Raw genomic sequence first — 13,138 nt, 5'->3', positions numbered from 1 at the left:
CAGGAGACGCATGAAACACCTCGATCTCACCGGGGGCACCACCGTGATCACCGGAGGCGCCAACGGGATGGGCGCGGAGGTCGCACGCCGGCTCGCTGCCCGAGGAACATCTCTCGCGCTGGTCGACCACGACACCGCGGCTCTCGCGAGGATCGCCGAGGAGCTGCACGACGCACGCGTGACCACGCACGTCGTCGACCTCCGCGACGACGACGCCGTCTTCGCAGCCGTCACGGACATCACCGCGTCGCACCCGCGGATCAATGCGCTGATCACGTGCGCCGGCTCCTCCATGCTCGGCGACATCGATCAGCTGACGATGGAGGAGATGCGCTGGCTCACCGACGTGAACCTCTGGGGCACCGTGTCCGTCACCAAAGCGCTCCTCCCCGCGCTCCGCGCCGCCCCTGCCGCCCACATCACCCATCTGGCGAGCGTCTACGCCCTCGCCGCCCCCGCCGGACGGATCCCCTACGCGGTGAGCAAATTCGCCGTCCGCGCCTTCTCGGAAGCACTGCGGCACGAGCTGGAGGGCACCTCTGTGACCGTCGGCGCCGTGTACCCGGCAGGGGTGCGCACCGGGATCATCCTGCACGGCCGCTATGCCGCGGCGATCGACCCGAAGGTCGCCGCCCGCGCCGCCGCCGCCCAGGCGGAGATGTACCACACCGAGCCCGCAGACGCGGCGGCGCGGATCATCCGCGCGACCGAACGACGGGCTGCACGGACCATGGTCGGCCGCGAGGCGCGCCTCATCGATGTGCTCACCCGTATCGCGCCGGCGTCGTACTGGCGTGTGATGCGGCGGCCGCTGCGCGAAGCGATCGACACCACGACGCCGATGTCCTGACGACGCTGAGGCGCACCGCCTCAGCGGACGACGCCCACCCAGATGCCCGAGGCCCACGCCTGCTGATCGCCGTTGCAGCCGACCGATCCGGGATATCCGCGCACCACGGCCATGCAGTTGGCGAGGAACTCCGGGTCGCCGCCGAACAGCGACCCGTAGGCACCGGACGACGTGAGCGAGCCCCATACACGGAACTGATAGATGTGCGCGAGCTCGTGCGCCATCGCCCAGTTCAACCGGCCGGCGCCCCAGCTCGCGATGTCGGCGCGGTACTTGATGTACCCGTTGCTGTTCGCGCAGGCCGGGGCGTTTCCCCCCGCACAGGACGACGATTCGTAGAGCCCGACGCCTCCACCGCCGACGAGGTCGAGCGCCGCCCGCACCCGCGCGTAGCCGTCAGGGCCGCTCGACGACCACGCCGGCCCGCCGGGGCCCGAGCTCTGCGCCGCCTGCCACGAGGCGACCTCCGTGCCGACCTTCTCGGTGAGCGCGTGCACGGTCGCCGTGGCCGCAGCGACCGTGTCGGGGTTCTCCTTCTCGGCGGCGACCGTCTGCTGTGCCGAAAGCGCGGCAGCACGGTGCGCGGCGGTGTCCACCCGCCCCTCCGCACCCTTGAGGGCGACGGTGAGCGCCTGCACCTCCGCGAGGAAGGCGGGACGCTGGGCGAGGACGGCGGCGCGCTCCGCGGTGTCCTGCTCCGCGCGGTCGACCGCGCCATCGAGGTAGTCCGTGCGCTGTCCGGCATCGTGGTACTGCTCGGTGAGGGCGGTCAGCTCAGCGACGGCGGACGCCCTCTCCTGCTCGAGGCCCTGGGATCTGCCGATCATCCCCGAGACGAGGAGCACGGAGGCCGCGAGCGCGACGGCCACGGCGCGACGCATCACGGGAGGAAGCCCGTCGTGTCCGCGATCTGCGCGTCCTGCTCGGCGAGCTGTGAGCGCAGCGCGGTCAGCTGCTCGGCGAGCTCCCGGTTGTCGCCCCGCGTCGTCTCCAGCGCACGTTCGATCCGGACGATCTCCGCTTTGACCGCGGCGATCGATTCCAGACGCTCCTGATCGGCGATGGCGACGACTGTGATCCCACCGACGAGCAAGAGGCATCCGACCGCGACAGCAAGACCTCGCATCTCGCTCCCCAGGACAGCGCACCAGTTCCGGACCGACTCCGATCGCCCCAATATACAACCGGAGGCGCCTCCGCAGGACCTCACCTCGGGGGGCCGCGGACCCGCGAGGCTCAGACCGTCAGGTCGCTGCGCGCCGCAAGCCGCCGCTCCGCCGCGGACTGGCCGCTGGCGAGGTGCGCCGGCACGATCCGACGCAGCGCTTCCGTATCCCGCGCCGTCATCGCCTCGAGGATGATCCTGTGCTCGTCCGCCATGGCGAGCAGGTCGTCGTGCTGACCGAACAGCCAGCGCAGACGGGTGAGGAAGACGGCGATCAGCTCTCCGAGCATCTCGTTCGCGGCGAGTTCGACGGCGACCTCATGGAACTCCGCCGCCGCGATCCTCGCCGCCTCGGAATCCTCGGCACGTGCGGCCGCGAGCTCGCGCTCGTACGCGGCACGGATGCGGGCGATACCCGCCTCGTCGTGCCGCTCCGCCGCGAAGACGAAGATCAGCGTCTCGATGGCCTCGCGCACCTCTGCGAAGTCCTGGATGTCGCGGTGCGTGAACTCCCTCACGACAGCCCAGGTACGAGGACGCGCGACCACGATCCCCTCGGCGACGAGCGTGCGGATGGCTTCGCGGACCGGAAGGCGGGACACGTTCAACTCCGCGGCGATGTCCCGCTCGACGAGTCGCGCACCCGGCTTCCGGTGCCCGAGGATGATGTCGTCACGAAGGATGCGGGTGACCCGCACCGACTCGAGTTCCCCGCCTGCTGCTATAGCCCCCGCCATCTGGGCATTCTCGCACCCCTGCCGGTGTTCCTCAACTTTTGGTATCCCAAGGCTCCGCCCCGATGGACCCCGACGACCGGGCGAGAGGATGCGTCCCCCGCCCGCATCGATGCTCAGGGCAGACGGTTCGCGCGTGCGAGGTTCTCCGTCAGCTCTTCCGCGTTCTGTCGGACCACATACGCCGGACGGTCACGCTCGACCCGCCACGACTCGCTGAGCGGTCCCACGTTGACGGTGTCGAACCCTGCCTCGTCGTAGAAGCGGGTCACGAAGGCGACAGCCTCCGCATCATCACCGGCAGTCGCCAACGCCCGCCGGTTCGGCGTGCCGGCCGGAGTGCCGTCCGACGTGATCTCCGAGGCGAAGATGTGGTTGAAGGCCTTCGCGATCTTGGAGTTCGGGAGCGCGCGCTGCACCAGCTCCGACGTCGTCGTCTCCCCCTTGTCGAGGGCTTCGATGTGCCCGTCCCGCTCGAAGTAGTAGTTGTTCGTGTCGAGCACGATCTTGCCGGCGAGCTGCTCTGCAGGCAGGTCGTCGATCGCGCGGAGCGGCACCGTGACGACCGCGACGTCCGCAGCGGCAGCGGCATCCTCCGCAGTGGCGGCGCGAGCGTTCGGGCCGAGCTCGGCGACGAGGTCAGCGAGGGTCTCCGGTCCCCGCGAGTTCGCGATCACCACGTCGTACCCGTTCGCGATCGCCACGCGTGCGACCTGGCTGCCGATGTGTCCTGCACCGATGATTCCGAGAGTTGTCATGTCGGGACCAACGCCGGGGGCTCGAGGCTATTCCCGTCGAGTCCTCCGACGACGGCTCAGAAGTCACGGAGCAGGCTCTCCTCGGTGCGGCGGTAGCCCAGCTGCTCGTACAGGTCGATCGCTCCCGTGTTGAAGCCGAAGACGTGCAGACCGATCGAGTCCGCACCGAGCCGGCGCGCCTCCCGCTCGACGGCATGCATCAGCTCGCGCCCGTACCCTCTGCGCCGGTGCTCGGCGGCCACCTCGATGTCCAGGACGAACACATGAGGACGACCTTCGCGCTGACGCACGCCGACCCACAGGATGCCGACCTCCGTCCCGTCGACGGAGGCGGTGAAGAGCTCCTGCCCCGCGGTGTCGAGTCCGTCGGGAAGCTCGGCGATCATCTGACGATGCGACTCGGCGAGCGCCTCCTCCGGGGTGTAGCGACCGGACTCGACGAGGTCGTTCGCGAACCCCTCCTCCGATGCGGCGGCGAACGTCGGGAAGCGCTCCGGGGTCATCGGCGACACGTCGACGTGGGAAGCGACGTCGCGCGCAGGGAGCGGCTCGAGCACCATCTGAATGGAGGCCACCTCGAAGCCTCTCCCGCTCGCGAACGCCCGACCGGTCGAGTCCTGCGGGAACAGCTGCATGCCGACCTGCGTGGCGCCCTCTTCTCGCGCGACCCGCAGGATCTCTGCGAGCAGATCGTCGCTGTGCGCGTCGGTGAACGGCTCGTCGACGACGAGGTCGAGGAGGAAGAGCTTGTCGTCCCGCAGAATCAGCAGGAGCGTCCCGACCTCCCCTTCCGCGTCCATGACCACGCGCATGACCCGCGCGGTCGCGGTCGCGGCGGAGTCCGGGAACACCTCGCCGAAGAGCTGATCGACGTGGGCGACCGCGTCGACGCCGGGGCGCCGGTCCGACGCCCTGTTGCCGTCGATGAGACGCTTCCGCGCGGCGGACCGCCATTCGTCGAAGCGTTCGGCGGGCAGAGGCATCAGCTGCACGGACATGCGTCCATCCTGCACCTCAGCTGCGGGTGAGCGCGTCTTCCGCTGCGACCCAGGCGAGCATGGCGCACTTGACGCGTGCGACGTACTTCGACACCCCACCGAGAGCTGCGGCATCTCCGAGCAGCTCCTCATCGGGTTCGATCTTGCCGCGGGAGCGCATCGCCTCGCGGAATGCGGCGATGCGCACCTCGAGGTCTTCGACGCTGAGCCCCTCGGCGAGCTCTGCCAGCAGCGAGGCGGATGCCTGCGAGATCGCGCAGCCGTGTCCCTCCCAGGCGATAGCCTCGACGCCGCCGTCGGCTCCGCGGTGCACCTGGAGGGTGATCTCATCGCCGCAGGTCGGGTTCAGCTGGTGCGACTGCGCCGGGATCTCCTCCCGCAGCCCATACCCGTGCGGGGTGCGCGAGTGATCGAGGATCAGCTCCTGATACAGGTTCTGCAGGTCGCTCATGCGCCCCTCCGGAAGAAGTCGATGGCTCCGGCGACGCCCTCGATCACGGCATCCACCTCGGCATCGGTCGTGTAGAGATAGGTGCTCGCCCTGGTGGACGAGGTCACGCCGAGCCGGCGGTGCAGCGGCTGTGCGCAGTGATGGCCGACGCGCACCGCGATGCCGAGATCGTCGAGGAACTGCCCCACGTCGTGGGAGTGGATGCCCTGGACGTCGAAGCTCGCCAGTCCCACGCGGGGCAGGTCGATACCGGCGCCGAGCACGCGCACCCCGTCAATCGCGCTCAGACCGTCGACGAGTCGCCGACCGAAGGCCGCCTCATGGGCGGCGATACGCGGCATCCCGACCTCCGTCAGGTAGCCGACCGCTGCGGCGAGCGCGATCGCCTGCGACACCCGCTGGGTGCCCGCCTCGAAACGCTGCGGCGGCGGAAGGTACTCGGCTTCGGTCGTGGTGACCGTCGTGATCATCGAGCCGCCCGTCAGGAAGGGCGGCATCGCTGCCAGCACCTCGCGGCGGCCGTAGAGGGCACCGATCCCGGTGGGTCCGAGCATCTTGTGTCCGGACAGCACGGCGAAGTCGACGTCGAGGGCGCGCACATCGAGGGGCAGATGCGGTGCCGACTGGCAGGCGTCGAGCAGCGTCAGCGCCCCGACCTCACGGGCGAGCGCGACCAGCTGCTCCACGGGATTGGTGACTCCCAGAACGTTGGAGACGTGCGTGAAGGCGACGAGCTTGGTGCGTGCCGTGATCAGCTCGGCCGCGGCGTCGAGCCGCAGGGCACCGTCGTCGTCGAGGGGGATCACCTTGAGCGTGGCGCCGGTGCGGGCCGCGAGCTCCTGCCACGGGATGAGGTTCGCGTGGTGCTCCATCTCGGTGGTGACGATCTCGTCGCCCTCTCGGAGCCGCAGACGCTCCGCAGCCGCACCGCCACGCCCGAGCGACGCGTTCGAGAGGGAGTACGCGACGAGGTTGATCGCCTCGGTGGCGTTGGAGGTCCAGACGATCTCGTCGTCGTCCGCGCCGACGAATCGGGCGACGGCCGTGCGGGCGTCCTCGAACAGCTCGGTCGCCTCGGCAGCGAGCGTGTGCGCACCGCGATGCACGGCCGAGTTCATCGAGGTGGCGAAGTCGCGCTCGGCGTCGAGCACAGCCACCGGTCGCTGTGACGTCGCCCCGGAGTCCAGATACACCAGCGGACGCCCGTGCACCTGTGCCCCCAGGATCGGGAAGTCGCCGCGAATGCGCCGCACCTCGGCGTCGTTCAGGGGGGCGATCACGTCGAGACCGGGAGAAGTGCTCATCCCTCCATGTTCCCACCTGCGGACCGGGGGTGGGCGCGACGGGTCAGGGGCCGCCGAGAGTCTTCGCGTCGGCGGCCGCGTCGTAGCGGTCCTGCGCGTCACGTACGTCCTCGACATGCGACTCCGCCCAGACCTGCAGCGCCTGGAGCGGCGCATACAGCGTGCGCCCGAGCGGAGTGAGCAGATAGCGGGAGTGGCCGTCGTCTCCGACGCCGCGCTCCAGCATGCCGTCGCGTTCCAGGGCGCGGAGCGTGTCGACGAGCACCTTCTTCGTGATTCCGTCCATCCTGGTGTGCAATTCGCCGAAGCGCAGAGGCTGCTCGTGCAGGAGGACGACGATCATCGCGGTCCATTTGTTCGCGATGCGCGCGAGTGATGCGCGCGACGGGCAGCTGGCCGAGAACACCGTCCACGTGTTCGACATCCGTTGCCCCTTCCGGTGACGTTGAAGTAACCGCGCCCCTGCCGAGACGCTGGATGCTCCACAGTACCGACCCATCGAGAAGGAGCATCATGTCGGCGATCGACGTCGTAGGACAGTACGGTGCGGCCATGGCCGCCGGAGACATGGAGGCGCTGGCGGCGACCTTCCATCCGGATGCCGTCTGGCACCAGCCCGGAGCGAACCAGCTGTCAGGAGATCACGTCGGCCCCGACGCGATCATCGCGCACCTGGGACGGTTCATGCAGCTGAGCGGGGGCACGTTCGCCCTCGAGACGGAGTCGGCGACCGAGAGCGGTGCCCTGGTATCCGCCACCGTGCGATTCCGCGCGCAGCGCGTGGGGCACGATGACCTCGATCAGCACGGCGTTGACGTGTTCCGTGTCGCCGACGGCCGCATCGTCGAGGTCTGGCTGATGAGCGAGGACCAGGAAGCGGAGGATCGCTTCTGGGGTACGGCCTGATCCGTCCCCCCGATTCGAGCGATGCCGGGTGGTCGCGGACCTCGACCGCCCGGCGTCCGCGCCTCTAAGCTCGTCCCATGATCGCCCAGGACACGCTGTTCACCTTCGTCGTCGCGGCGTTCATCATGGTCGTCATCCCCGGGCCGACCGTGCTCTTCACGATCGGCCGAGCCATGGCGCTCGGCCGGATGGGCGGATTCCTCAGCATCCTGGGCACGGCGGTCGGATCGATCGTGCTCGTCGTCGCGGTGGCTCTCGGCGTCGGCACCGTGATCGCGCAGTCGGTCGTGCTGTTCACGATCGTCAAGGTGCTCGGCGCCGGCTACCTGATCTTCCTGGGCATCCAGGCGATCCGCCACCGGAAGGACGCGGCGAGAGCCATGGCCACGGCGCCGGCGAAGCGCTCGGGCTGGCGGCTTCTCACCGAGGGCTTCGTCGTCGGCATCACGAACCCGAAGTCCATCGCGTTCTTCCTCGCGATCCTCCCGCAGTTCGTCGATCTGCATGCCGGATCGGTGCCGGCGCAGCTGTTCCTGCTCGGGGTGATCGTCGTGGTGATCGGCGTGAGCTGCGACGCCGTATGGGTGCTCCTGGCGAGCGCCGCCCGTGACTGGTTCGGCCGGTCGCCCCGACGTATTGAGGCGATGGGGGCGACCGGTGGCGGGCTGATGATCGCTCTCGGCGCTTTCCTGCTGGTGTGGAGCGAGAAACCCGCCACCGCGTGAACGCTCGAACTCACATCCTGGCGTAGCGGGCCCTGGCGATGCAGAAGACGCCGTAGACGGCGAACCCCGCGCCGACAGCACCCAGGACGAGTCCGCCGAGGGGCAGGTCGAGCAGACTGTGCAGGGCGGCATCGAGCCCCGCGCCCTTCTCCGGGTCCTGCGTGACGGCGGCGACGACGAAGAGCACCCCGGTCACGGCGACGGCGGTGCCCTTGCCGAAGTAGCCGATCACTCCCAGGGTCACGGTGCCCCTGCGGGCGACTCCCGATGGCAGGTCGAGCAGCTTCTCGAAGCCGCGGGTGAAGCCGCCGACGATGAACCCGACCCCGACCCCGACGACCGAGAGCCCCACGACGACCAACAGGGCGACGCCGCCGGGCGCCGAGAGCAGCACCGCGCTCAGGGTCTTCGACGCCGTCTCGGAGTCGGCATTGCCACCCACGGCGTAGATCAGGGCCATGCCCCCGACGATGAGGTAGGCGGCGGCGATGCCGAACAGCTTGACGCGCTGACCCCACTTCTTCGTCTCGACCGGATCGGCGGCGAGGAAGGCACTGGCGATCTGCCACACGGCGAGCGCGATCAGCCCGGCGGCCACGAGCACGAGCAGCAGCCCTCCGATCGGGCTCTGGCGGATCTGCTCCATGGCCCCGTCCTGGTCGGCGTCACCGGAGGCGCCGGCCGCGATGGAGATCGCCACCGAGCCGATGATGACGTGGATGAGACCGAGGACGACGAAGCCGGCACGGGCGATCCGTCGGAACGTCGACGACCTCTTGGCGACGCGCGCCGCGTTCTTGACCGTGCTCATCGTTGAAGCGTATCTGTCGTGCGGAACCCCGCCGAGGGGCTTGATTTCGCCTCGCCTGTCGCTCCCGACCTGTCGCTCAGGCGTGCGGCATGATCGGCTGCCGGAGGATGGTGCGCAGCTTCGCCGGATCGGCACGGCGCAGGTCGCTCAGGTAGATCTCGTGATGGAGCCCCCGCATCTGGAACCCGTTGTCGGGGATGAAGTGGTGATGCAGCTCTTCGAGCACCGGTCCTTCGTCGTCGAACGGTCCGACGTGGAGTGTCTGTACGCAGCTGCCCTCGTCGAGGGTCTGCAGCCGCACGGAGTCGAGCGCAGGGATCGGCTCCCTCTTCTTCACAGCCTTCTGCGACACCGACTCGACGGCTGCCGCGAACATCGCGGGGGTGATGTGATCGCCGACCATGATCATCATCGTCCACATCCAGGCCGACTTGTCACGGCGGGAGGTGAACGACTCCATGTCGGGCGCATGCCAGAGTCCCTCGAGCGGCATCACGACGGTGTCGATGCCGAGGTCGTTCCGACTCGCGAACTTCAGCGCGTATGCCAGGGGGAACAGCGCCGACACGGCGTCCCGATAGGCGGGCGCGGTGTTCGGGTCTCCTGCCCCGTCGATCATCAGGTACTGCAGGGGCGGCACCTCGACGACGCGGAACTCGCCCCGCTTCGCCCGGTACGCGTCGAGTGTCTTCTTCGGATCGATGGCCGCCATCACGTGCCTCCCTGGATCGTGCGCTCAGTGTCGCACGGGCCACGGACACGGGGTGGGTGCGCACGCGCGCCCACCCCGCCGGCCTCAGGCCGGTTCGACCGGAAGCCAGAGCTCGCACGACGCGGAGTCACCGCTGAACTCCAGGTAGCGCACGATCGACGGGCCGGGGCGCAGCCTCCACGGGTTCGACGGGAACCACTCCGTCGCCGTGGCCGCCCACAGCGTCTGCAGAGCGGCGGGGAAGGGACCACTGGCGGCGAAGACCGCCCACGATCCCTCGTCGACCGGAAGCACGTCGAGGTCTTCCGGAACCGATGTCGTGCTCTGCACCGCGACGCCGTGCAGATACCTCAGCAGCGAGCCTTCCGGGGCGTCGGGTTCGACGTCTGCCGTGACGGCCAGGATCCCCGAGGGCTCGGCATCGCCGAGGGTCTTGAGCCGCGCATGCTCCTCGGGCGGGATGGCCGCGATGTGCGCCTGGATGTGCGGATTGGCGCCTTCGTGGATCAACGGAACCTCCACGGCGTGACCGACGAGCACGAGCGCGGGCCGGTGGGTGATGGTGACGTGCATGGGGATGCTCCCTTCCACGCTCAGGCGGAACCGGAGCGAGGGTTGTGTACGGAGAGGGCCCCCGTCACGGCGCGCATCGGCCGGTCCGATGCCGTGCACCGCGCGGAAGGCGCGAGCGAACGCCTCGACCGAGCCGTATCCGTGGCGCACGGCCACATCGAGCAGGCTCGGAGCGCCGGCTGCGAGTTCCGCTCCCGCGTGCGTCATCCGGCGACGACGCACGTAATCCGAGAGCGGCATCCCCGCCAGCGCCGAGAACATCCGACGCAGGTGGTACTCCGTCGTGCCGTTCTCACGGGCGAACGCGTCGATGTCGATCTCTCCCGCGACACCGTAGGTGTCGACGAGGTCGACCAGGGCGTTCAGCGTGCCGATCATGAGGTCCTCCTTTCCCCACCATCGTCGCTGCGCATCTCATACGCCGACCCGACTTCTCCGGTCGGATGCGATCGGTTCTCCGTCGACGCCCGGTCAGAGCTCGACGGGAGGTGCCGGCTCCGTCCCCGACTCCTCGGGATGACGGGCCAGGTTCACGATCCCGGCGACCAGCCCGCCCCAGACCGTGACCATGGCGATGATCATCATGACGACAGCGATCGGAGTCATGCGCTCGCTCCCTTCGTCGTGGTGCCAACGGCCGGGATCGCGGACGTCTCCGCATCCGGCTCGTACTCCTCTTCGACGAGGAACTCGTCGTACTCGGGATCGTCCTTCGCGTGGGAACGGCCGCTCCACGGCAACGCCGACAGGACCAGGGCCAGCACCACGAGGGCGATCACCATGCCCCATCCGAAGACGGCGAGGAACCAGGCGGGGTAGCCGCTGTAGGGCTCGGACGTCTTCGCGATGAGCTCGCTGATGAAGAGGTACCCGAGCACGACGGGTGCCAGCACGCCGACGAGCAGCTTCCAGATCGCGCCCACCCGGAAGCTCGATCGACGATTGAGGTGCTCGACCAGCACCGGCAGCTTGTGCAGCAACCAGGCCACGATGATCACGGCCACCAAGGCGACCGCCATGATGCCGAAGGAGTTCACGAAGGCATCGACCGTATCGAGGACGGAGAGCGCCGTCGTCGTCGAGAACAGCGCCATCGAGACGATAGCGAGCGGGATCGCCACGGTCAGGGTCGTGCGCACACGCGCCCAGCCCAGCTTGTCCTGCAGCGCGGCGACGATCACCTCGAGGATGGAGATGAGCGAGGTGACTCCGGCGAACACCAGGGCCCCGAAGAAGAGGACGCCGATGATCGATCCGCCCGTCGCCTGCGACACGATCGTCGGGAACGCGATGAACGCCAATCCGATGCCGGAAGAGGCGACTCCCGCCACCTCGGTCCCCTGCGCCTGCGCCATGAAGCCGAGGGCCGCGAAGACACCGATGCCGGCGAGGATCTCGAAGCCCGAGTTCGCGAAGGCCACGACGAGTCCCGAACCGGTCAGGTCGGTCTTGCGCTTGAGATACGAGGAGTAGGTCACCATGATGCCGAACGCGACCGACAGCGAGAAGAAGATGTGGCCGTACGCGGAGGCCCAGACGCCCGGGTCGGCGAGTGCCTCCCAGTTCGGGGTGAAGAAGGCGTTGAGGCCGTCCATCGCACCGGGGAGGAACAGCGACTGCACCACGAGGATCGCGAACATGACCGTGAGCAACGGCATCAGGATCATGTTCGCCCTGCCGATGCCGCGCTTCACACCCAGCGCCATGATCACGATGACGATGAGCCACACGACCACGAGAGGGATGCCGACCTGGGGGACGAAGTCGGTCGAGACGCCGACTTCGGCGACGTCCGCCGAGCGCAGGAAGTCGGCGAAGAAGAAGTCGTTCTCGTTGCCCGCACCCCAGGTGAGCTGGGCCGAGAACCAGGTGTACATGGCCGCCCACGCGATGATCACGGCGTAGTAGACGGCGATCACGACGCAGATGAGCACCTGCCACCATCCGAGGGGCTCGGCAGCACGGTGCAGACGACGGAAGGCGAGAGGCGCCGATCCGCGGTATCGATGACCGATCGCGTAGTCGAAGAACAGCAGCGGGATGCCGGCGGTCAGCAGCGCGCACAGGTACGGGATGAGGAATGCCCCGCCGCCGCCCTCGTAGGCGACGTAGGGGAACCGCCAGATGTTCCCGAGGCCGACCGCTGAGCCGATCGCGGAGAGGATGAACACGTTCCGCGAGCCGAAGGCTTCGCGTTTGTGGGTCTGCGTCGTGGCGGAGGACATGCGGACGAGGCTACCCGAGGGCTGAGCCGAACGTCGGGTCGGACACAGACACGAGACGATCCCGCCGCTTCAGCCCAACGCCTCCGCCAGCTCGGCCAGGCTGGGGAAGCGCCCGTCGAAGGCGTCGGTGTCCTCGGGCGGATCACCTGCCGGACGCGGTACGTACGCGGTCCTCATCCCCGCGGCCCCGGCGCCTCGGAGATCCCAGGCGTGTGCGGCGACCATGAGCACGCGCGTCGGGTCGCCGCCCGCCTCCTCCACCGCGAGCCGGTAGACCCGCGGGGAGGGCTTGTAAGCCTCGACGGCGTCCGCCGATAGCGCTCCGTGCCACGGCAGTCCGGCGTGCTCCCCGAGCGCGTGCAGCGACTCCGGGTTCGCGTTCGACAGCCCGAACACACGGAAGCGGGCGGCGAGACGCTCGATGCCCTCGCGCGAATCCGGCCAGGCGGGAAGACGCTTCGCCGCGGTCGCGAGGCGATCGACGGTGGCGGCATCCGTGATCCCCGCGGTCTGCGCCACCAGTGTCGCCGCCTCGCGATCCAGGATCCCGGAGTCGGCGTAGTCGCGCTCACCCCGTGCGATCCGGCGCTGCTCCCCGTCGATATGACGTTGCCAGACGGCGAGGAGTCCATCGGAATCGCGGGGAGAGCCACCCGCCTCCTCGATGGCAGCGCGAAGCCCTCCGGGCTCATCGACCAGGGTGCCCAACACGTCGAAGACGATCGTGGTGATGTCGCGAAGCATGATTCGAGTCTGCCCTGACACGGGAGCCCAGGGGCCGGGAACGAGAAAACCCCCGCCGGAGCGGGGGTTCTTCTGCGGAGACGAGGGGATTTGAACCCCTGGTCCCCGTGAGGGGACTCCACCTTAGCAGGGTGGTGCACTCGGCCGGACTATGCGACGTCTCCAGGCATCCGGCCGGAAAG

At 68.9% G+C, this 13,138-nt stretch carries 17 protein-coding genes and 1 tRNA gene; 3 read left to right on the top strand and 15 right to left on the bottom strand.

The window, feature by feature from the left end; translation table 11 throughout:
- The first annotated feature begins 10 nt into the window (after positions 1 to 10).
- Positions 11 to 850 (top strand): SDR family oxidoreductase, encoded by an 840-nt coding sequence (locus ABRP18_RS03515; protein ID WP_349885548.1) that lies wholly within the window; start codon positions 11 to 13, stop codon positions 848 to 850.
- Positions 851 to 870: 20 nt separating this feature from the next.
- Here the strand turns inward: ABRP18_RS03515 and ABRP18_RS03510 are convergent, their stop codons facing one another.
- The 8 genes from ABRP18_RS03510 to ABRP18_RS03475 all read right to left on the bottom strand — a co-directional run bounded on the left by ABRP18_RS03510 (position 871) and on the right by ABRP18_RS03475 (position 6,684).
- Entirely contained in the window at positions 871 to 1,731 is an 861-nt protein-coding gene (locus ABRP18_RS03510) for a hypothetical protein (protein ID WP_058631592.1), read from the bottom strand.
- Positions 1,731 to 1,976: a hypothetical protein gene (locus ABRP18_RS03505; RefSeq protein WP_058631505.1), complete on the bottom strand. Its 246-nt coding sequence runs from the start codon at positions 1,974 to 1,976 to the stop codon at positions 1,731 to 1,733. The genes ABRP18_RS03510 and ABRP18_RS03505 overlap by 1 nt, the downstream gene beginning before the upstream one ends.
- Positions 1,977 to 2,086: 110 nt before the next feature.
- Complete coding sequence (locus tag ABRP18_RS03500; protein ID WP_046746712.1) at positions 2,087 to 2,752, bottom strand: GntR family transcriptional regulator; 666 nt, start codon at positions 2,750 to 2,752, stop codon at positions 2,087 to 2,089.
- Positions 2,753 to 2,865: 113 nt separating this feature from the next.
- Positions 2,866 to 3,507 (bottom strand): NADPH-dependent F420 reductase, encoded by a 642-nt coding sequence (locus tag ABRP18_RS03495; protein ID WP_046746713.1) that lies wholly within the window; start codon positions 3,505 to 3,507, stop codon positions 2,866 to 2,868.
- A gap of 56 nt (positions 3,508 to 3,563) precedes the next feature.
- Positions 3,564 to 4,505 (bottom strand): GNAT family N-acetyltransferase, encoded by a 942-nt coding sequence (locus tag ABRP18_RS03490; protein ID WP_349885547.1) that lies wholly within the window; start codon positions 4,503 to 4,505, stop codon positions 3,564 to 3,566.
- 16 nt (positions 4,506 to 4,521) lie between these two features.
- Positions 4,522 to 4,956 carry a Fe-S cluster assembly sulfur transfer protein SufU gene (gene sufU, locus ABRP18_RS03485; protein WP_058631507.1) on the bottom strand — a complete coding sequence of 145 codons (435 nt, stop codon included), beginning with the start codon at positions 4,954 to 4,956 and terminating at the stop codon, positions 4,522 to 4,524.
- Positions 4,953 to 6,260 carry an aminotransferase class V-fold PLP-dependent enzyme gene (locus ABRP18_RS03480; RefSeq protein ID WP_061016099.1) on the bottom strand — a complete coding sequence of 436 codons (1,308 nt, stop codon included), beginning with the start codon at positions 6,258 to 6,260 and terminating at the stop codon, positions 4,953 to 4,955. Before ABRP18_RS03480 ends, sufU begins: the two co-directional genes overlap by 4 nt.
- Before the next feature lie 43 nt (positions 6,261 to 6,303).
- Entirely contained in the window at positions 6,304 to 6,684 is a 381-nt protein-coding gene (locus tag ABRP18_RS03475) for a helix-turn-helix domain-containing protein (RefSeq protein WP_061016101.1), read from the bottom strand.
- Between the two features lie 89 nt (positions 6,685 to 6,773).
- On the opposite strand from ABRP18_RS03475, the gene ABRP18_RS03470 reads away from it, so the two are divergent.
- Together ABRP18_RS03470 and ABRP18_RS03465 are read left to right on the top strand one after the other, a co-directional pair.
- The gene (locus ABRP18_RS03470; protein ID WP_349885546.1) at positions 6,774 to 7,166 is read left to right on the top strand and encodes a nuclear transport factor 2 family protein; all 393 of its coding nucleotides are present in this window, start codon (positions 6,774 to 6,776) and stop codon (positions 7,164 to 7,166) included.
- A 77-nt stretch (positions 7,167 to 7,243) separates the two neighbouring features.
- Positions 7,244 to 7,891, top strand: a complete 648-nt coding sequence (locus tag ABRP18_RS03465; RefSeq protein ID WP_349885545.1) for a LysE family translocator — start codon at positions 7,244 to 7,246, stop codon at positions 7,889 to 7,891.
- A gap of 10 nt (positions 7,892 to 7,901) precedes the next feature.
- Here ABRP18_RS03465 and ABRP18_RS03460 read toward each other — a convergent pair whose 3' ends face one another.
- The 7 genes from ABRP18_RS03460 to ABRP18_RS03430 form a co-directional block, all read right to left on the bottom strand.
- Entirely contained in the window at positions 7,902 to 8,702 is an 801-nt protein-coding gene (locus ABRP18_RS03460) for a DUF1206 domain-containing protein (RefSeq protein ID WP_349885544.1), read from the bottom strand.
- Positions 8,703 to 8,778: 76 nt separating this feature from the next.
- The gene (locus tag ABRP18_RS03455) at positions 8,779 to 9,414 is read right to left on the bottom strand and encodes a GyrI-like domain-containing protein (RefSeq protein ID WP_193762602.1); all 636 of its coding nucleotides are present in this window, start codon (positions 9,412 to 9,414) and stop codon (positions 8,779 to 8,781) included.
- An 84-nt stretch (positions 9,415 to 9,498) separates the two neighbouring features.
- Positions 9,499 to 10,365, bottom strand: a complete 867-nt coding sequence (locus ABRP18_RS03450) for a GyrI-like domain-containing protein (RefSeq protein ID WP_349885543.1) — start codon at positions 10,363 to 10,365, stop codon at positions 9,499 to 9,501.
- Between the two features lie 93 nt (positions 10,366 to 10,458).
- Complete coding sequence (locus ABRP18_RS03445) at positions 10,459 to 10,593, bottom strand: methionine/alanine import family NSS transporter small subunit (protein WP_227751399.1); 135 nt, start codon at positions 10,591 to 10,593, stop codon at positions 10,459 to 10,461.
- Entirely contained in the window at positions 10,590 to 12,212 is a 1,623-nt protein-coding gene (locus ABRP18_RS03440; protein WP_349885542.1) for a sodium-dependent transporter, read from the bottom strand. Before ABRP18_RS03440 ends, ABRP18_RS03445 begins: the two co-directional genes overlap by 4 nt.
- 69 nt (positions 12,213 to 12,281) lie before the next feature.
- Positions 12,282 to 12,956, bottom strand: a complete 675-nt coding sequence (locus tag ABRP18_RS03435) for a haloacid dehalogenase type II (RefSeq protein WP_349885541.1) — start codon at positions 12,954 to 12,956, stop codon at positions 12,282 to 12,284.
- A gap of 75 nt (positions 12,957 to 13,031) precedes the next feature.
- Positions 13,032 to 13,120, bottom strand: a tRNA-Ser gene (locus tag ABRP18_RS03430).
- Between the last annotated feature and the right edge of the window lie 18 nt (positions 13,121 to 13,138).

Source organism: Microbacterium sp. WHRI 7836, assembly GCF_040223885.2.
GTDB lineage: Bacteria > Actinomycetota > Actinomycetes > Actinomycetales > Microbacteriaceae > Microbacterium > Microbacterium oxydans.
Note: the sequence above shows the minus strand (reverse complement) of the source record. Positions and strands in the feature narration are given on the sequence as shown.